Source organism: Segatella copri DSM 18205, from assembly GCF_025151535.1.
Classification (GTDB): domain Bacteria; phylum Bacteroidota; class Bacteroidia; order Bacteroidales; family Bacteroidaceae; genus Prevotella; species Prevotella copri.
Map to the genome: position 1 here is coordinate 2,262,559 of NZ_CP102288.1, position 19,960 is coordinate 2,282,518.

Below are 19,960 nucleotides of genomic sequence, written 5' to 3' on the forward strand. Positions count from 1 at the left end.
TCAATGAATTCAAGACGATACAGGACTTGCTCGACAAGTATATGGATGGTGCCACATCCAATGAGGAAGAGGCAACGCTCAGAAAGTATTTCGAAGAGCATGGCAATGATATTCCGGAAGAATGGGAATCCTATCGCGCCCTCTTCAGTTATATCGGATTCGAACAGATGAATCTTTCTCAAATTCTAAAAGGAGAAGAAGAGAAGGAGGAGGATTTCGAAAAAAAAGATATCGAGAAGGAAGAAATCCCAAAGAAGGAAGCTTCTCGCAGCAGATGGCTCAAATATTTCGGCACTTCTGTGGCAGCCGCCGCTATCATCGCATTCCTGATTGTGGGCATCCAGAAGATAGCCCAGCCTCAGCCTGAATGTTATGCGGTTATCGATGGAAAGGTTTATACCGACCAGGAGTTCGTTCATAACGAAGCCCTGGATGCCCTGGAAGATGTTTCGGCAGATTCCGAAGATCCATTCAGTGCCCTGGATATGATGAAACAATAAATTCATCTTTTAGATGAAACAATCAATCAAACTATAAAGTATAATATATATAATAAGGATAGAATATGAAACGATGCAACTTGATAAAACGCTTCTTCATCGGACTGCTTCTTATCGTGGTAGCCTCGATTTCGGCTAATGCCCAGGAGGGGCTGTACGTAAAAAGCATATTCCAACGCTTCGGACACGCCAAGGGATGCAAGATGGTTACGATGCAGAATGCGCAACTCAAAGGTTACAGGCTCAAGATATACAAGAGCCTGGTATATAAGAACCATGCCACGGAAATAGCCCACTATCTAAAGTCCGACCGCAAGGCTGCGAAAAAGATCAGAGAGGTGGTGGAGAATGGCAAGATGGTGAGCGGCTATTACATGATGGCCCCCTTGAGCAATGGCAACAACCGCTTCATCCTCTTCAGTAATCCGAGTAAAAGCAAGGGAACCGTGATTTATATAGAGGGCGACCTGTCGCCCGAAGATATCATGCAACTCTGCTATTCCAGAAGATAGAAGCAACATCTTCCTACAGGAATCCTCTCAATAAGAACCTTAATTCCGCAACACTATAATTTAATATTTTTTATAAGCACCTGAGCAACAAAAAGTTGCTCAGGATTTTGCCATGTCAGAAATTTCACTTATCTTAGTGTTGCAAATAAAAAGCAAATAAAACTCTGAATGACATGGCAAAAGTACAAATAAAATCTGAGAAACTCACTCCTTTTGGAGGAATTTTTTCTATTATGGAGCAATTTGATGCTCTTTTAGCTCAAACCATAGATTCCACCTTGGGATTGAGATGCACTATGTTTGGTTATCAATATAGCGAAATTCTACGCTCTCTGATGTGCGTATATCTTTGTGGCGGCTCATGTATTGAGGATGTTACAACTCACTTGATGAAACATTTGTCTCTTCATCCAACTCTTCGCACTTGCAGCGCAGACACCATATTGCGTGCTATCGAAGAACTGACTTGTAAGAACATCACCTATAAATCTGCTTCTGGCAACTCCTATGATTTCAATACTGCAGACAAGATGAACTGCTTATTGATCAAAGCCCTGCTTGCTACTGGTCAATTGAAATCCGGTCAAGAGTATGATTTTGACTTTGACCATCAGTTCATTGAAACAGAGAAGCATGATGCAAAACCAACCTACAAGAAGTTCCTGGGCTATAGTCCAGGTGTGGCAGTCATTAACGACATGATTGTCGGTATTGAAAATAGAGACGGCAACACAAACGTGCGCTTCAACCAAAGAGAGACTTTGGAAAGAATCTTCAAGCGACTGGAGGCATCAGAAGTATATATATCCCGTGCCCGCATGGATTGCGGCTCATGCTCGGAGGAAATCGTAGATATGGTAGAGGCTCATTGCAGGCATTTTTATATTCGTGCCAACAGATGCTCTTCCTTCTACGATTCCATGTTTGCCTTGACTGGATGGAAAACTGTTGAAATCAACGGTATTGAATTTGAGCTGAATTCCATCCTTGTTGAGAAATGGAAAGGAAAACCGTATCGTCTTGTCATACAGAGACAAAGGCGAATAGAGGGAGACCTTGACATTTGGGAAGGCGAATATACCTACAGATGTATACTGACTAACGATTACAAGTCGAGTGCAAGAGACATTGTGGAATTCTACAATCTTCGTGGTGGCAAGGAACGCATCTTCGATGACATGAACAATGGCTTTGGCTGGAATCGGTTGCCAAAATCGTTCATGGCACAGAATACAGTATTCCTGCTTATGACAGCTCTCATCAGAAACTTCTACAAAGCTATTATGCAGAGATTGAAAACCCATGAATTTGGATTGCGTGCCACCAGCAGAATCAAGACCTTTGTGTTCAAGTTCATCTCTGTTCCTGCAAAATGGATTAAGACGTCACGTAGGCATGTATTGAACATTTATTCAGACAACTATGCTTATGCCAACCTGTTCAAGACAGACTTTGGTTAAAGGCCATGCTTTTCTGGTTAAACCGGCGTATTACCTCAAGTCGCTTTATGGGGTAAGGGAATTTTGTGTTTACGACGTTTCTGTTATGACCAAGGAATATGTACAATAAAAGAATTTTTGTCGTTTTACAAGTAAATTCCCACGAAACCCTATAGGTTGCGGATTTGAGGAAGAATAAGAAACAACATAAAATAAAGTATTATGAATATCAAAAACGTAATGATGATGGCTGCCATGATGCCAGCCTTCGCCCTTGCTGAAACCAACAGCAACTGTGCACCAGCCCCGGTAGAGGCTAACGACACCACAATCAGAGTGAACGACCAGAACATCGTCATCAAGCAGGATGGTGAACAGACTTCTGTGAAGATATATAAGATGAACGGCAACGAGATGACCAAGATTTCCGAAACCCAATTCGTAGATGGTCAGGAAGTAGAAAAGGTATTTGTCACCTCACCATTCATCCCTCAGACCTTGAGAAAGCGCAAGCGCAGTCTGGAGAGTCATTATCCAACCTTCTTCTTCGGCTGCAGCCAGTTGCCAGGCAGCAGGGGAAGCATGGGAGGCAACAACGAGATGCACAGTCGCGACTCCAAGTCGTGGGAATGGGGCATCACCCTCACCAGTCTCTGCTTCCGCCTTTCCAACGAAATGGCGCTCACCTCCTCTCTCTCCATCGGACAGGTACACCACCATTTCAAGGACAATTATGTATTAAGCACCGAAAACGGGGTATCGGCAATGACTCCGATAGATGGCGAAACGCTGAAGAAAAGCTATATCAGCTACAATGTGCTCCGCCTGCCTATCATGCTGGAGTGGCAGAAGCGCATAGGATGCCATGATGCATTCCTGGCGTTAGGTCCATCGGTAGAATACCGCTGGCACGAGCATTCCCGCTACTTCATCGGAAAGCACAAGCATACCGAAACGGGCGATATCAACCTCAACCCTATCGGCTTGAACTTCGAGGCCCGTGCCGGCTACTCAGGAGTAATGCTCTACGCCCGTGCCGGAGTAACCCCACTGCTCAACAAGACCAAGGCTCCCGAGTGCTACCCGATAACCATCGGCTTAGGATTTAGACTGTAACATAGCTGCAATGTAGCAGAAATATAGCTGTAATGTAGCAAAACATAACTGAAACTGTCCCCATCTGAAACACCCATTCAGATGAGGACAGTTTTTTATTCTGCCAAATTCGGGAATTAAAAACGGCCAAATTCGGGAAAAATAATCGGCCAAATTCGGGAGTTAAATAATGCCAAATTCGGGAATTTGTGAAAAAGCCCACATTTTCGGCATTTAGCCGAGAACCTAGGATTTATCAAAAAAAACGAAAAAAGTGGCGATAGGTGTGCGAAATCAATGTTTTTTTATGAGATTTAGCACAACTATCGCCACTTTTTGCTATTTTCATGCATTTTTTTCAATAAACGTTTGGCTATATAAATTCTTTTCAGTACTTTTGTATTTGTCATTCTGCGGATTGCCATCAATGAGTTGTTGGCGTTAATCTGCCGTTTGGCTCTATTTTTATGAAAACGGCGTTTACTGCGTTTTTCTGGGTCACTTGCAAAAGCGTGTGGATAGCATAGCACAATAAAAGCAAGCAGGTGTACGTTTATAGAGTAAACGTTAGAACAAAATGGAACAGTATAGACTCTTAGCGGAATGCCTGTTGCCAGCCCGCATGCTTGACTGGTTTGACTTGAAGACTGTACGTGTCGAGAAGAAAGGTGACACACAGGTGATTCACCTTTATCTCGATGAGAACGAGCAGAAACCTGACGACGGAGAAGACCTGCGCCCCAATGGATTTACACGCGAAAGTGTGTTTCACGACTTTCCGATTAGAGGTCATGAAGTACTGCTTCACGTGCGCCGTCGCAGATGGCTTGATGCAGATGGTCACAACGTGATGACCGAATGCAATCTCATTCAGGAGTCCACCCGCTGCTCAACCGAGTTGGCGGATTTTTTAAAAGAAGCGTTTGGAGACGCACCCTATAACGGCCCGTTCGTTTGAGGATGACTATCACATAGACGGTGATGAGTATGGCAGAGCCTACAAGGACCACCTAAGCGGCTATCGTGAATGGTCTGAACTAGGCCATGCTGACGAGTGGCTCATCTTCCCAGAGAACATAAGTCCTCACGTCAGCATAGATGAGACATGCTTGTCCACGGGAGAGGTATACACAATAGCCTCGAACAAGGATGCACATGGTCGCAAGGGATGCCTTATTGCTGTAGTCAAGGGCACTAAGGCAAAGGATGTCATAAAGGCATTGATGAAGATACCAGAAGCGTTGAGAATGAGCGTGGAAGAGGTTACTCTCGACTTCTCTGAGAGTATGCACAACATAGTAGAGAAATGCTTTCCGAAGGCTATGCGTACGCTCGACCGGTTCCATCATCAGCAGTTTTGTCTTGAAGCCTTGCAAGAGGTACGCAGAGAGTATAGGCGTGAGCAGATGACACTTGATGCCCATGCTAGGGAAGAGCACCGTCTGATGATGCGCCAGCTGCAGGAGAACGATGGTCCATTTGTGGATGAGGAGGGCAATGCCATAAGGCGCAATGCAAGGTACTATCCCGAAAGACTTGAGAACGGAGAGACTCGTGCAGAACTCCTTGCACGCAGTAAGGGGCTACTTATGATGTCACCCGAGAAATGGACAGACACACAGAAGGAACGTGCAGAAATACTGTTCCGTGAGTTTCCGGACATAAAGACGGCTTTCTCGCTTACCCACTCTCTTCGAATGATTTTCTCGCAGAGGTGTACTAAGGAGCAAGGTGCTGTCAGCCTGCATTCATGGTACTCGAAGGTCGGTGAGTTCGGCAACAAAGCGTTCAATGATATTGCTGCCGCCATGTACGACCGTGAGGATGAGATCCTTAACTATTTTGTCAATCGCTCTACCAATGCATCAGCTGAATCCCTCAATGCAAAGATCAAGCATTTCAGAGCACAACTCAGAGGTATTATTGACCGTAAGTTCTTTCTCTTCAGACTAATGAAGATCTATGCCTAATCCACACACTTTTACTGGTGACCCGTTTTTCTTCTGACAAGTTGGAAATTAGGGACTTCCAAAACGAGCTTCGGATAAGAAACAAGGTGGGCGCTTACACCTTGCGTGTATATACATGGCACAAATGCGCCCTTTCGTCAAGAGAGGGTGCATCTTGTGCTATCCATATATACCTTCTTGGCGTAGGCTTCTGCACTTCATTCTTTGAGCTCAAAGGTCCCCTAATACCTCAACTTACAAAGGATGGTTAGTACAGAACTCCTACGCCATTTCTTTTGATAGATAATCCTTAACCATTACCTTCTGCTTAGAGGAGTCGGTAGAATAAAGACCAAAGTACTCAGATGGCAAATAGTGGATTAGCAAATGCAAAAAATGCAAAGAACGATGAGTTTTACACTCAATATTATGATATAGAAAAAGAAATGAACGCATACCTGGAATATAATCCAGATGTATTCAAAGATAAAACTATCCTTTTTCCATGCGATGACCCTGAATGGAGTAATTTCACAAAATTCTTTGCTCAAAACTTTGAACGATTCGGTCTAAAAAAAACTGATAAGTACAAGTTATGCTCCAGAAAGCAAAAAGTATAAGACTGGTTATCAACCCTCTCTTTTCGAGCAAAACGACATCAAGTTCGATAAAGACAAAACCAAGACAAATGGTAAGATATTCGTTCTTGACCATGATGTTTCTGGAGATGGGAAAATTGACGTGGAAGACTTACAGTGGAATTATCTACAGGGAGATGGAGATTTCCGAAGTACAGAAATCAAGAATCTCCGCGACGAAGCAGACATCATTATAACTAATCCTCCATTTTCTTTATTCAGAGATTTTTTAGGTTGGATAATTGAAGCTAAGAAACAGTTCGTAATAATCGGAAATATGAATGCAGTAACTTACAAAGAAGTCTTCCCCCTAATTAAAGACAATATCATTTGGATGGGATGCACGATTCACAGTGGTGACCGAGAATTTGGAGTACCAGATACATATCCTTTGACTGCTTCAGGATGGAGAATTGATGAAAACGGTAAAAAATATATTAGAGTAAAAGGAGTACGCTGGTATACTAACATCGAACATGGTCGCCGCCATCAACCATTGCCTTTAATGACTCTAGAAGACAACCTAAAGTTTAGTAAGCATAAAGAACTCAAAGGGCGTAGCTCTTATATTCATTATGCCAACTATGATGCTATAGATGTGCCTTATACAGATGCTATCCCTTCCAACTATGATGAAAAAATGGGAGTTCCTATCAGTTTCTTGGATAAGTATTGTCCTGAACAATTTGAGATTATCGGGCAAACACAAGGTGACTCTGGCAAAGCTTTAGGTCTAAAGCCCTTCGACCGAGAATTGAAGAAGCTGAACAAGAGCTTGCGTGATGGCCAACTTTACTATATGGAAGATGGCATTCCTCAAAAGCCATACGCTAGAATATTAATCCGACATAAAAAATAAGAATCATGAAACCAACATTATATACAAATTGGACTATAGCAGACATCTGCAAAGGTTTTGTCTATAACGAACATGAAGGAAAAGGTTTATTTGGCTTGAACGGCCAGCTGACTATCCAACCAGAATACCAACGCAACTATATTTATTGCGACGGCAAGAAAGACGTAGCCGTTGTGGATTCTATCCTAAAAGGCTATCCCATCGGCTTGATATATTTCAACAAGACCAAAGATGGACGATACGAAGTACTTGATGGTCAGCAACGTATCACTAGTTTCGGCAGATACGCCACCATGAAGCTAGCCGTAAAAGTGAACGGAAAAGAGCAATATCTTGATGGACTAGACGAGGAATCACGAGAACGATTCCTAAACACCAAGCTGACTATCTATGTTTGCGAGGGAGAAGAAGCCGAAATCAAGCAGTGGTTCAAGACCATTAATATTAGCGGAGTTCCGCTTAACGAGCAAGAACTGTTAAATGCCATCTATTCTGGCACATTCGTCACAGCTGCGAAAGAGGTATTCAGCAACAGCCGGAACTCAAACATCCAGAAATGGAGTGCCTACATTAAAGCAGATGTTAAAAGACAAGGCTTCTTGGAACGAGCTTTGCAATGGATAAGTGCTAGTAAAGGCGTAAGTATAGATAATTACATGTCGCTTCACCGCCGTGACTCCAATATCCAAGAGCTGCTATCTTACTTCGACAGCGTGATAGACTGGATTTCAGCTACCTTCTACAAGACATACGATAAAATGTGTGGTTTAGAATGGGGACGTTTATACGAAACCTATCATAAAAAGCCATATGATTTGGCAAAACTGAACAAAAGAGTAGAAGAACTTTTAGCTGATGAAGCCGTAACCAAGCAAGCAGGAATCTTTGAGTATGTTCTTGGAGGCGAGCAACAACCAGAACTGTTAGAAATTCGCCTATTCGAAAAATCGATAAAACAAAAAGCATACGAGAGACAGACCAAGGACGCAAAAACAAAGGGCATCTCAAATTGTCCACTTTGCGCACAAACAGACAACAATCGTAAGAGTTATATCTATAGAATCACCGAGATAGAAGCCGACCATGTTACTGCATGGAGCAAAGGTGGCAAAACAGACTTGGCAAATTGCCAAATGCTTTGCAAGATGCACAACAGAACGAAAGGTAACAAATAATATATCAAAACATCCTCATCTGAAACACATAACAGATGAGGACGTTTTTTATTCCGCCAAATTAGGTAACGAATCACAGCCAAATTGGGTAACAAATCACAGCCAAATTGGGTAACGAATCACAGCCAAATTAAGTAAAAACATGCCGCCAAATTTGGTAATTCCGAGATTTTATCGTATATTTGCAGCCGAAATAAAGGAGATTCAATATGAAAGAATACAAAAAAAGAATTGCAGATAAACTATTGGAATACAGACTCGAAGAAGTTGGAGCAGTATTGATAGAAGGGCCAAAATGGTGTGGAAAAACTACCACAGCAGAACAAAAGGCCAAAAGCGTGCTATATATGGCAGATCCAGACAACCAAAACAACTATCTGGAAATGGCAAATTTAAAGATAAAAATGCTCCTGAAAGGAGAAAAGCCACGACTCATTGACGAATGGCAAATCATACCGCAAATCTGGGATGCCATCAGATTTGAAGTGGACCACCAGGGTGAGGAAGGCTTGTTTATCCTCACAGGATCTGCCGTGCCTGCATCTTCCGAAAAAATACATCACACGGGTACAGGACGTTTCGCCTGGATTACCATGCGACCTATGTCATTATGGGAATCAGGAGAATCTACAGGAGAAGTTAGCATCAGCGAACTGTTCAAGGGAAATGCAAACCTGGAAGGTTTCAACAAATTGAAACTGGAAGACATCGCCTATCTCGTATGCAGAGGTGGATGGCCTAGTGCCACTACCAAGAACCCAAGAGCCGCTTTGCGACAGGCATACGACTATTACGATGCGGTGGTAAAGAGTGATATTTCAAGAGTGGATGAAATCAGCAGAAACAGCGAACGAACTAAGTTGCTTCTGCGTTCATACGCCCGTTCACAAGGTGGCCAAGTAAGTATCGGAGCCATAAGACAAGACATGATGGAAAACGATGATGAGACACTGGCAGACAAGACTGTACAGAGTTACATTGGTGCACTCAAAAAAATCTTCGTCATAGAGGACATGCCTGCCTGGAATCCGAACCTTCGCAGCAAGACAGCCATCCGTTCGGCTGAAACCCGATATTTCGTTGATCCATCCATTGCGGTGGCTGCTTTAGGTCTAGGTCCTGATGATCTCATCAACGACTTGGAGACTTTCGGTTTGCTTTTCGAGACGCTATGCGTCCGTGATCTTCGTGTATATGCTGATGCCATCGACGGCAACGTATATCATTACCGCGACAAGAACGGTTTGGAATGTGATGCAGTTATCCATCTCCGCAACGGCTCATACGGCCTCATCGAAATCAAGCTGGGTGGTGCACAAGCCATCGAAAAAGGAGTCTCTACACTAACTGCTCTTGCAGATAAGATAGACACGACCAAGATGAAAGCTCCATCTTTCATGATGGTACTCACTGCCGTAGGAGACTATGCTTACCGCAGAGAAGACGGAGTATATGTGGTACCTATCGGCTGCTTGAAAGACTAGTTTGGGATGGGATATAGACTCAAAAATCCTATATATAATAAAAATTGCTCCTATATATAATAAGGTGTAAACCCATCAAAGCAGCTAAAAAATGCCCGAATACCACAAACGTGGTAGCAGGAATACTACTCATATGCTATTTCAGAATCCAAAAAATCGCCGTACCTTTGCAGCGCCAATCAGAACAAACAATCTGATGCCTATCATGACTGGATTTCTGGGCGACAAATTTATATAAATGAATAAGATTGAATATTAACGTAAAATTAAAGAAAGGACATAGATTATGAGTACAGAAAAGAAACTTCGCTTTGAGACACTTCAGTTGCATGTAGGTCAGGAAAATCCAGATCCAGCTACCGACGCTCGTGCGGTGCCTATCTACCAGACCACAAGTTACGTGTTCCGCAACTCTCAGCACGCTGCCGATAGATTCGGACTCCGTGACGCAGGTAACATCTATGGTCGCTTGACCAACTCTACTCAGGGTGTATTCGAAGACCGTGTAGCTGCCCTCGAAGGTGGTGTAGCAGGTTTGGCTGTCGCTTCTGGTGCTGCCGCCGTTACCTACGCTCTGCAGAACATTCTTCAGAATGGCGACCACATCGTAGCTGCCGACAACATCTACGGTGGTACTTATAACCTCATCACTCATACATTATCCACACAGGGTGTAAGCTACACCATCGTGGATCCTCGCAACTTCGAGCAGGTAGAGGCTGCCATCCAGGACAATACCAAGGCACTCTATGCAGAGACCTTCGGAAATCCTAACTCTGATGTAACGGATATCGATAAGTTGGCAGAGATTGCTCATCGCCACAACATCCCATTGATTATCGATAACACCTTCGGCACCCCATACCTCATCCGTCCTATCGAGCACGGAGCAGATATCGTGGTTCACTCTGCTACCAAGTTCATCGGCGGTCACGGTTCCTCTCTCGGTGGTGTCATCGTAGATGGCGGTAAGTTCGACTGGAAGGCAAATGCCGACAAGTTCCCTACTCTCGCTAAGCCAGACCCATCTTATCATGGTGCCGTATTCGCAGATGTAGCCGGAGCAGCAGCCTTCGTAACCCGAATCCGTGCGGTCATCCTTCGTGATACCGGTGCAACCATCTCTCCATTCAACGCCTGGATTCTTCTTCAGGGCTTGGAGACATTGAGCCTCCGTGTAGAGCGTCACGTTCAGAATGCATTGAAGGTGGTAGAGTATCTGGAGAACAACCCTAAGGTGGCTAAGGTTAATCACCCAGCCGTTCCTTCTCATCCAGACCACGAGCTTTACAAGAAGCTCTTCCCTAACGGCGGTGGTTCTATCTTCACCTTCGATATCAAAGGCGGCGAGAAAGAGGCATGGGAGTTCATCGACCACCTGCGCATTTTCTCTTTGCTGGCTAACGTAGCCGACGTGAAGTCACTGGTTATCCACCCAGCAACAACCACCCACTCTCAGTTGAGCCCAGAGGAGTTGGAGGAGCAGCACATCTATCCTTCTACCGTTCGCCTGAGCATCGGTATCGAGAACATCGACGACCTGATTGAGGCACTCGATGAGGCATTTACCTACGTAAAGTAATTTCAGTGTTGAATGTTGAATGTTAAATTGCCTGACGGACAATAACACTCAACATTAAAATTCAACATTCAACACTCAACACTTAACATTAAAAAATCATTATGGCAAAGATATATAAACAGATTACTGATTTAATCGGTAAGACCCCATTGGTAGAATTGGGTAAGTATTCAGCATCCAAGGGTTTGGAGACTCCTGTGATTGCTAAGGTAGAATTCTTCAATCCTGGCGGAAGCGTAAAGGATCGTATCGCACTTGCGATGATCGAAGACGCTGAGCAGAAGGGCATCCTGAAACCAGGTGCCACCATCATCGAACCAACCAGCGGTAACACGGGTGTAGGTTTGGCTCTGGTATCAGCCGTTAAGGGCTACCACCTCATCCTCACCATGCCTGAAACCATGAGTGTGGAGCGCAGAAACCTGGTGAAGGCTTACGGTGCAGAAGTGAAATTGACCAGCGGTAAGGACGGAATGCCTGGCGCCATCAAGGCTGCCGAGGAGCTCCGCGATTCCATCCCAGGCTCTGTGATTCTGGGACAGTTTACCAACCCAGCCAATCCTGCCAAGCACTATGCCACAACTGGACCAGAAATCTGGGCAGATACCGATGGCGAGATTGATATCTTCGTAGCCGGTGTAGGAACAGGTGGAACCATTTCAGGTATCGCCAAGTACCTGAAAGAGCAGAATCCTAACGTGAAGGTGATTGCCGTAGAGCCTGCCACATCGCCTGTATTGAACGGCGGACAGAGCGGTCCTCACAAGATTCAGGGCATCGGTGCCGGTTTCATTCCAGAGACTTACTCTTCAGAATATATCGATGAGGTATTGGATATTCAGAACGATGATGCTATCAAGGCAGGTCGTGACCTGGCTCAGACCGAGGGCCTCTTGGTAGGAATCTCATCAGGTGCTGCCGCCTTTGCAGCCACCGAGATTGCGAAGCGTCCTGAGAACAAGGGCAAGAAGATTGTAGCCCTCTTGCCAGATACAGGTGAGCGTTATTTAAGCACTGTACTCTACGCTTTCGAGGAGTATCCATTGTAATTCACAATCGGACATTTTCTGATGAAAGCAGAATCTATCATAATTTCCCCAACCAGCTTTCCCATAGCAGGTTGGGGATTTTTATTTTTCGGAACTTCATATATATTTGCAAATGCGACACCACCGTCCTAACTACCTATTTTTTATATAGTTAGGGCGGGGCTATCGCTAAAATTCGAGACCATTTACCGCATAGAGCGGTACGTTTGTAACCCAATCTTCCTGCTGATAATCATTCATGGAGATGCGATAGGCCTTCTTTGACTGGTTGTCTGCAACAAACTGGCGCAGGCTCTTTGCCTTGACATTCGTCTCGGCTTTCACCTCCAGCGGAACAATCTCATCCTCCTCATCCTGGAGCAGGAAATCAATCTCCTGAGTACTGTTGGTCTTGGCATAATAATAGGGTTCATACCTGAGAATGAGCTGCTGCAAAACATACTGTTCCGTCAATGCCCCTTTGAACTCGGTAAAAATACTGTTACCAGCCACTATTGTCGATGCCTTGAGATTAGACATCGCACCTAGAAGCCCGACATCCAGGACGAAAATCTTAAAGGCCGCCCGGTCTTCATAACTGGCAAGCGGCAGTCGGGGAGCTTTCACATTATATACCTTATATATCAGTCCGGCATCCAGCAGCCACTGCAAGGCCAACTCATACTCCCGGGCTCTTGCTCCCTCGCGCACCACTCCATAGATAAACTTCCTGTTTTCCTTGCTCAACTGGGCGGGCAAGGATTTCCACAAATCAGTAATACGGGGAATAATCTCCGATGGAGCATGCTTCGACATATCTCTCTGATAACTGTTCAGAATGTCCTTCTGTATGGTTCTCACCTCTTTCCAGTCATGATTCTGGCTAAAGCTCAATACGGCTTCAGGCATGCCTCCCACGTAGTAATAATACTTTAAGAGTTCCTGAAACTTGGGAGCAAACATCGTTATCATATTCCAATCCCTCGTCTGAAGCAGCTGCGCCAGATTCTTCTCCCCCATAGCCATCACGAACTCGATAAAGTTCATTGGATACAGAGAGAGAAAATCCACCTTACCCACAGGAAAAGATTCCCCCTGATGCAGTTCGATACCCAGAAGAGAACCTGCAGCTATGACATGATAGCCCGGCGCATTCTCTGCAAAATATTTGAGAGAAGTAACAGCATGAGGGGCAGCCTGAATCTCATCCAGGAATATCAGCGTTTCGCCCTCAGTGCAGGTTACATTCGTTGCAGCCCCAATAGCTGTAAGAATTCTAGGAATATTGAAGTCCTGCTCAAAGAGATTCTGCAGGATCTTCATCTCTTCAAAGTTCACATATGCCAGCTGCTTGTAATTCTGGCGGGCAAACTCCTTCACCAGCCAAGTTTTTCCCACCTGTCTGGCACCCTCTATAATAAGAGGTTTACGATATTGTTTATCCTTCCATTTCAGAAGTTCATTGATAGCTAATCTTTCCATAATCCGTATCTTAAAATCACATTTTATGAGGGAATAATCTACCTCTCTATCACATTTTATGAGGGAATAATCACACTTCCTCCCACATTTTATGAGGGAATAATCACACTTCCTCCCACATTTTATGAGGGAATAACGCTGCAAATATACACATTTTATGAGGGAATCCTGCAATATTCCCACACATTTTATAAAAGAGCACTCACTTTTTAACTGATTTTAATGGATGATATCCCTATCACATGGGGGCAGTATCAGTTTTGGAAACGGACATTAAAGGGTGTAGGTTTGGCTCAGTCCGAGGGTCTCCTGGTAGGTATCTCATCAGGTGCTGCCGCCTTTGCAGCCAAAGAGCGATACCAAACATCTTCTGCTCTGTTCACGGTGACACGGTGACACGATGACACTAGTTTTTCAACTTTTCGCCTCGCACGCGGGCAGGCAGGAACTTTCGGCTTGATTTTTCCTGCCTGCCCGCGCGAGAGTAAATCTTCAGAAATCACTGTCATAAGTGTCACCCTGTCATCCAGAAGCAGGTTAATTCCGAATCAAGAGTCAAAGACTTACGGTGCAAAAGTCAGGCACTTACGACGCAAAAATCAGGGACTTACGCCCTGTAATCCCCTGGCTTACGAACCGCAATCCAATCATAAAGCCCTTAAAAATCAAACAAGCCAGGCATTTAGAAGTGATACCAAGCAAGGCATGTAAAAGGGCTTACAAACACCAGAGCAAAGAGAATCTATGAAAAAGTATGAGCAACTGTGAGCAAGTATGAGCAACTGTGAGTTGCCTCCTCACCGATTTCGTATCTTTGCATTGTGATTCAGAGATACTCAGCGGTTCCAATCAGCAAGCTATAGTCAGGCGTCCCCATAGCAAGCTATCCCCAGGCGGTCCCATCCCGCACAGCCATGGCAAAGACCGCTTTGATGTGATTTGATAGCCAACCAGCCAGGTATTAAAAAGAGAGTGGATTTGCGACAACCAGTTCCTATATAAAATAAAGTATAAGCTCGGGGAGGAATGAGTTTGAACCAATCGTCAAAGTTTAAAGAATACTAAAAGTTTCGTTTCCGCTTGAAAATTTCTTTTAAAATACCTATATTTGCAATGCCGTTAGTAATGGCGGCAGACATAAAGAGGTAGCAACTACGCTTAGTTCAGACTGAGAATCTGGACAGTTCGCAGTACACAAGAATGACAGTTCTAGTTGTTTGCCCCAATATGTATACTCATATCCATCCCGCTTCTGTGGGATGGGTATCTCTATTTAGTTAATTTTGCAACCGAATTATCAACCCAGTCTGAGTAACATGGATTCATATTCTGGAATCATCATAGAAGAAAGTAGAAGGTCTGAGCAATTTTCAGACTTTACTCCCATACCTTGCAAAGGATTCAACATTCTTTGCAAGGCAAAGCGCTATGGCAGATGGTGGGTGCTCAAAGGCCTGAAGAAGCCATATCGCCAAGACGAAAACTACAAGAACCTGCTGCACAAAGAGTTCGATATCCTCATATCCCTGCAGCATCCCAACATCGTATCAGCCTACAGCATGGAAGAAATACCGGAAATGGGTACCTGTATCGTAATGGAATGGATAGATGGTATCACGCTGGAACACTGGAGCGGCAGCAAGACTGAGGGAGAAGCTATTTTCCTCCAGCTACTTGATGCCGTACACTACATCCACGCCAAGCAGATAGTACACAGAGACTTAAAACCTTCCAATATCATGATTACCCATAACGGAAATCATGTAAAGCTCATCGATTTCGGACTTTCAGATACCGATGACTTTACCATCCTCAAACAACCTGCCGGCACCCCGGGCTACATCTCTCCAGAACAGATTGTATCCCAACAGGCAGACATCCGCAACGACATCTTCAGCATAGGCTGTATCCTGGAAAAGATACTTCCAGGCAAACCCTATACAGCAATCATCAAGCGTTGCAAGGCTCCCATAATCCAGCGATATGCCAATGTTGACGAACTCAAAGGTGATTTCATGGCTCGAAGAAACAGCCATCCATCCGAAATCAAGCGTATTGCAATCTCAGCTTTGATCTGTATCATCTTATTAGGTTTCATCAGTTACCCATTACTGCATCAGCCGGAGAGGAGCATAAACACCACCCCTGAACATACCGAAGCCAAGAAGGATACATCCATCCGCCAGCAAACCAAGAAGCCTGCCCCACTTTCCAATGGCCAGAAATCTCTGCAGCCAACAGCTACCGAGCCATCTTCTGCATCACAGGCACAAGCCGCCGAACTCCTATCCGAAGGCAAGAAGACTATCGACAAGATGTGGAAGGAATCCGGCATAGACACCATCCGGTCTGTTGTGAAAAAGAGCGAGGCATACTTTCAGTTTGTAAATAAGAGTAATGAATTCATCACAACGACTTATCCACAGACATTCTCTAAGGACATAGACGGCAAGAAGGCAGATATCATCTATGAACTGTCCTCTTATACCACTGAGAGATATGTGAAGCCAACCCTGTCGAGTTTTCAATCTTCCAAATAATGCTCTACGATGATGCCGTTCTTCTTACCTATGACGTAAGTAACCGGTTCATCATCTCCATGTTTCCAAGCATGGAGATAAGCAGGCTCATGATTGATAAAATGACGGCACTCAAAAGTATCATCTTTCGCCAATCTGGTATTTTCTGATGATACCACCTTGAAACTTCCGTTTCCCTGATACCTGATGATACAGGTTCTGTCGGGCAGCCAGGAAAGTTTAAGCATCTGTCCCTCATAAAGATCATCGCAAGATATTTCCTTGCCTATAACCATCTGGCTCTGCCGTTCTCCCGTCCCTAGCGACAATCCGAACTCCTCAAAGTCCGCATAACCGAGAAAATTAGCCAGCACATTCTTGGTAAACTTACTGGCAGAAACCCCTTCGCTCACGTATCCCCAAAACCGTCGCAGCGTAGAGGCACTCACCCTCTGCTGGGTACGCTCCTCCACCTTTTCGCTCAACCAAGCGAAGTCGCGAGGCACAACCATCTTGCGCCCCACCATTTTTTCTATCATTTCACGTAATATCTGTTCCATGCTGCAAAGATAGTGAAACAAATCCAAGCAACACACAAAAAAGCCAATATTTCGACTAAAAACGCCCTATATTTTGAACTTGGAACGGAATGGAACGCTGAAAAAGCAGAAAAAACACCTATTTTTGCAAAAAAATCAGCTCACAATGAACAACTTTAGAAAAAAAATGGTATATTTGCAGTGCTGTTCTAAACAAGCAGCAGACATGTTAAGGAAACAACCATGCTTGGTTCGTACTGAGAATCTGGACAATTCATTGTACACAAGAACGAAGACAGAAGTTGTTCACCCAATCGTGTATTATTGTATCCATTCCGCTTCGGCGGGATGGGTATCAACATATACCCATTGGTGTGAGCTGATTTTCATTCTTTGTGTACAGGTAGTCCAGAACCTTCAGAACAGAATGAAATTGGTTCGCACCTTTTTTGTGCCTAAGAATGAAATAACCAAAAAGTAAATGATTAGCTTATGGAAAAATTAGAAAATAAAAAGCCAGAAAAGCTACTGATAGCCATCAGCGCATTAGGCAATCATGGCAAGACACTAAGTGCTACCAGATTGATAGAACTTTTAATTTCACATCGTGAAGGATGGCTTTATGATAGCCGTTCCATCATTCTCAAGAAAGAGCAACTGGCTATTCTACAACGTAATGGAACGGCAGAAATTGCAGTTATTACCATTGGTGATGGAGTAGGTCGCAGATTTGAAGATTGGTATAATATTGTAGCAAGCATTCCAACTATCAAAATCATTGTTGGATGTTGTCGTACAAAACATGGGACATTCGCCTATCTCAAAAAATTTGCAATGACTCATCAATATACAATGGTTGTAACGCATCCATATTTTCAAGAGATGCCTGTTTTGCCTAAGGGCTCACCTATTGCAAACTATTGGAACACAATTTTTGCAAACCATCTATTAGATATGATACATTTACACTTGTAAACAATATTGGGAATAATAACAATTAAAAACAAGAAGAATATGAAAAAGATTTATCTAATCATGATACTCTTCTTTGCGATAGCATCGGGAGTATTTGCACAAACAACCAACATTGTCACCCTCATGCTAAAAGCCAAGTCTGGCGAAGCAGAAGCACAGAATGCTCTGGGCGAAGCATATTATGATGGGAAAGGGGTTACGGAAAATTTAACTGAAGCTGTAAAATGGTTCACAAAAGCTGCAGAACAAGAAAATGCTAAAGCAGAATACAACTTAGGCAACTGCTATTACTATGGCTATGGAGTACAATACAAGGACTATGGAGAAGCCGTAAAATGGTATACAAAAGCGGCAGAGCAAGAATATGCAGAAGCACAAAACAGCTTAGGATACTGTTATGAATTTGGCGAAGGAGTAGACAAGAATCTTAAAGAAGCCGTAAAATGGTACACAAAAGCTGCAGAACAAGGACTACCATTGGCACAATGCAACTTGGGAGCCTGCTATGAAAATGGCGACTGGGTAGAAAAGAACCTTGAAGAAGCCGTGAAATGGTATACAAAAGCAGCCAATCAAGGATATGCGAAGGCTCAATACTATCTGGGAAAAGCCTATGATAAAGGCGAAGGTGTAGCTAAGAATGATTCGGAAGCTATGAAATGGTATCTCAAAGCGGTAAAAAACAATTACCCACAAGCAGCCTATTATTATGGTGCAATGCTCTTAGCGGGTGACAAGCAAAAGGGTGTAACAAAAAACATACCAGAAGGAGTCAAATATTTGCGCAAGGCAGCTGATCTAAAAAACCTTGATGCAATTCAGGTTTTGGTTGGTGCCTATTTATTGAAAATGGAAGGTAAGAATGATTTAGGTATTAGCAAAAATCTTTCTTACGCAGACTTTGTTAAGTATCTGAAAATTGGTGCAGAACAAGGAAATCAAGACATGAAAACTATTCTGGCCAATTTACCAAATTATAAATCAATGATAGCACAAGAAAAAAATCTTGTAGCGAAATATGGTCAGAGAGCATACGACAACATCAAAAAGGGAAAGGTTTATATAGGTATGCCAGAAGGTATCCTTACCGCATACAAGACTTTTGAGACTGATGGTAGCAGATATCAAATGTACAAATACAACGGTCCTTACAGAGACTTAGTTGGTACTTATAAACAATATATCCCTTCCTATGGTCTCCGACTGGCCAATCTTCTTGGGAAGGTATTCCCTAGAATCGTAAAGGTTAGAAATGGAAAGGTTACAAATGTCATATATTAATAACATTATTAAGTGGACTCATAAAAGCATTACATTTATTATGAAGCATTCATTTTTACAAACATTAAGCACCACTTTTTCCTCTAAAATCGGAAAAAGTATCATTTTAGCAATATTCGTTATGCTAACAGGAAGCCCAACCTTCGGACAAGCAAGACGAGGCACTACACAAAAAGCTCATACAACAACTGTCACTAAGCCAAGCCCAAATTTGGTGAACGACTTTAACAAAAAAATCAAAAACCATTATTTCTTCAACAATAAGTCGAACAATAATGAGTGGGACATAGTATTCAAACCTGCTAATACTGAAGGAAAAGGCGGTGGAAATATCGTGATACCTATATCTAAACTTGGTCTCTCATTCTCATACAACATCACTGCAAACGGAAGTATCTATATCAAGATTGACAACGTCAAGATGAAGGAGGAGAAGATAACATGGCAAACTAATCCCGATGGGGTCATTTTAGAAGATCTGTTTTTCCAATTGCAGAGCGACTCACTTAAATACGATGAACTTGTAAATTGGAATCCAAACGAAGAGTCAGTTTACAACGAAGTCAATGAAATTGATAAAGTTGATGAAAAGCCATCTTTTCCTGGTGGTGAAAGTGCAATGAAGTCTTATCTGAACAGCAATGTAAAATATCCTGATGTAGCACAGGAAAATGGCGTACAAGGACGTGTAATCGTAGAGAGTATCATAGAGAAAGACGGCTCCATGTCTGACGTTAAGGTTATTAGAAGTGTTGACCCGTCACTTGACAGGGAAGCCCTGCGTGTTGTTAAGGCTATGCCGAAATGGAAACCAGCAAAACTAAAAGGAATACCTGTACGAACCAAATGTACAACACCTGTCGTTTTTAGATTACAATAAGGATCTATACCCAAAATGGGAAA

20 protein-coding genes are annotated in these 19,960 nt (G+C 43.4%); 18 read left to right on the forward strand and 2 right to left on the reverse strand.

The genetic code is table 11. The annotated features are described in order from the left end of the window. Positions 1 to 26 precede the first annotated feature (26 nt). From NQ544_RS09620 to cysK, 12 genes are all read left to right on the forward strand, one after another. Positions 27 to 500 carry a PG0215 family putative anti-sigma factor gene (locus NQ544_RS09620; protein ID WP_260113654.1) on the forward strand — a complete coding sequence of 158 codons (474 nt, stop codon included), beginning with the start codon at positions 27 to 29 and terminating at the stop codon, positions 498 to 500. Between the two features lie 65 nt (positions 501 to 565). Continuing rightward, positions 566 to 1,012 carry a DUF6108 family protein gene (locus NQ544_RS09625; RefSeq protein WP_006849394.1) on the forward strand — a complete coding sequence of 149 codons (447 nt, stop codon included), beginning with the start codon at positions 566 to 568 and terminating at the stop codon, positions 1,010 to 1,012. Between the two features lie 173 nt (positions 1,013 to 1,185). Then, on the forward strand, positions 1,186 to 2,472 hold the full coding sequence (locus NQ544_RS09630) for an IS1380-like element IS942 family transposase (protein ID WP_006847166.1): 1,287 nt from the start codon (positions 1,186 to 1,188) through the stop codon (positions 2,470 to 2,472). 201 nt (positions 2,473 to 2,673) lie between these two features. Beyond that, the gene (locus NQ544_RS09635; protein WP_006849398.1) at positions 2,674 to 3,567 is read left to right on the forward strand and encodes a hypothetical protein; all 894 of its coding nucleotides are present in this window, start codon (positions 2,674 to 2,676) and stop codon (positions 3,565 to 3,567) included. 556 nt (positions 3,568 to 4,123) lie between these two features. Further along, on the forward strand, positions 4,124 to 4,504 hold the full coding sequence (locus NQ544_RS09640) for an ISAon1 family transposase N-terminal region protein (protein WP_006848144.1): 381 nt from the start codon (positions 4,124 to 4,126) through the stop codon (positions 4,502 to 4,504). Beyond that, positions 4,470 to 5,516, forward strand: a complete 1,047-nt coding sequence (locus NQ544_RS09645) for an ISAon1 family transposase (RefSeq protein ID WP_153088815.1) — start codon at positions 4,470 to 4,472, stop codon at positions 5,514 to 5,516. Before NQ544_RS09640 ends, NQ544_RS09645 begins: the two co-directional genes overlap by 35 nt. Before the next feature lie 344 nt (positions 5,517 to 5,860). Next, a complete protein-coding gene (locus tag NQ544_RS13970) occupies positions 5,861 to 6,115 on the forward strand; it encodes an adenine-specific methyltransferase EcoRI family protein (RefSeq protein ID WP_006849402.1) in 255 nt (84 codons plus the stop codon). Beyond that, entirely contained in the window at positions 6,078 to 6,992 is a 915-nt protein-coding gene (locus NQ544_RS09650; RefSeq protein ID WP_307681346.1) for an adenine-specific methyltransferase EcoRI family protein, read from the forward strand. Before NQ544_RS13970 ends, NQ544_RS09650 begins: the two co-directional genes overlap by 38 nt. Before the next feature lie 5 nt (positions 6,993 to 6,997). Next, on the forward strand, positions 6,998 to 8,167 hold the full coding sequence (locus tag NQ544_RS09655) for an HNH endonuclease family protein (protein WP_006849404.1): 1,170 nt from the start codon (positions 6,998 to 7,000) through the stop codon (positions 8,165 to 8,167). A gap of 209 nt (positions 8,168 to 8,376) precedes the next feature. Continuing rightward, positions 8,377 to 9,651, forward strand: coding sequence for an ATP-binding protein (locus tag NQ544_RS09660; protein ID WP_006849405.1), 1,275 nt, complete (start codon positions 8,377 to 8,379; stop codon positions 9,649 to 9,651). 286 nt (positions 9,652 to 9,937) lie between these two features. After that, entirely contained in the window at positions 9,938 to 11,233 is a 1,296-nt protein-coding gene (locus NQ544_RS09665) for an O-acetylhomoserine aminocarboxypropyltransferase/cysteine synthase family protein (RefSeq protein WP_006849406.1), read from the forward strand. Between the two features lie 101 nt (positions 11,234 to 11,334). Beyond that, on the forward strand, positions 11,335 to 12,282 hold the full coding sequence (cysK, locus tag NQ544_RS09670) for a cysteine synthase A (RefSeq protein ID WP_006849407.1): 948 nt from the start codon (positions 11,335 to 11,337) through the stop codon (positions 12,280 to 12,282). Between the two features lie 168 nt (positions 12,283 to 12,450). Here the strand turns inward: cysK and NQ544_RS09675 are convergent, their stop codons facing one another. Continuing rightward, entirely contained in the window at positions 12,451 to 13,743 is a 1,293-nt protein-coding gene (locus tag NQ544_RS09675; RefSeq protein ID WP_006849408.1) for an ATP-binding protein, read from the reverse strand. 222 nt (positions 13,744 to 13,965) lie between these two features. On the opposite strand from NQ544_RS09675, the gene NQ544_RS09680 reads away from it, so the two are divergent. Both NQ544_RS09680 and NQ544_RS09685 read left to right on the forward strand, forming a co-directional pair. Beyond that, on the forward strand, positions 13,966 to 14,139 hold the full coding sequence (locus NQ544_RS09680) for a hypothetical protein (RefSeq protein ID WP_006849409.1): 174 nt from the start codon (positions 13,966 to 13,968) through the stop codon (positions 14,137 to 14,139). A 920-nt stretch (positions 14,140 to 15,059) separates the two neighbouring features. Continuing rightward, positions 15,060 to 16,283, forward strand: coding sequence for a serine/threonine-protein kinase (locus tag NQ544_RS09685; protein ID WP_006849410.1), 1,224 nt, complete (start codon positions 15,060 to 15,062; stop codon positions 16,281 to 16,283). Here NQ544_RS09685 and NQ544_RS09690 read toward each other — a convergent pair. Then, on the reverse strand, positions 16,268 to 16,822 hold the full coding sequence (locus NQ544_RS09690) for a hypothetical protein (RefSeq protein WP_006849411.1): 555 nt from the start codon (positions 16,820 to 16,822) through the stop codon (positions 16,268 to 16,270). The two genes, NQ544_RS09685 and NQ544_RS09690, sit on opposite strands and share 16 nt — an antisense overlap. A gap of 12 nt (positions 16,823 to 16,834) precedes the next feature. On the opposite strand from NQ544_RS09690, the gene NQ544_RS09695 reads away from it, so the two are divergent. From NQ544_RS09695 to NQ544_RS09710, 4 genes are all read left to right on the forward strand, one after another. Beyond that, positions 16,835 to 16,981: a hypothetical protein gene (locus tag NQ544_RS09695; RefSeq protein ID WP_006849412.1), complete on the forward strand. Its 147-nt coding sequence runs from the start codon at positions 16,835 to 16,837 to the stop codon at positions 16,979 to 16,981. Positions 16,982 to 17,293: 312 nt separating this feature from the next. After that, positions 17,294 to 17,776 (forward strand): hypothetical protein, encoded by a 483-nt coding sequence (locus NQ544_RS09700; RefSeq protein ID WP_006849414.1) that lies wholly within the window; start codon positions 17,294 to 17,296, stop codon positions 17,774 to 17,776. Positions 17,777 to 17,815: 39 nt separating this feature from the next. Beyond that, complete coding sequence (locus NQ544_RS09705; protein WP_153134093.1) at positions 17,816 to 19,057, forward strand: tetratricopeptide repeat protein; 1,242 nt, start codon at positions 17,816 to 17,818, stop codon at positions 19,055 to 19,057. Between the two features lie 40 nt (positions 19,058 to 19,097). Beyond that, positions 19,098 to 19,937: an energy transducer TonB gene (locus NQ544_RS09710; protein WP_228023675.1), complete on the forward strand. Its 840-nt coding sequence runs from the start codon at positions 19,098 to 19,100 to the stop codon at positions 19,935 to 19,937. Positions 19,938 to 19,960: the final 23 nt, after the last annotated feature.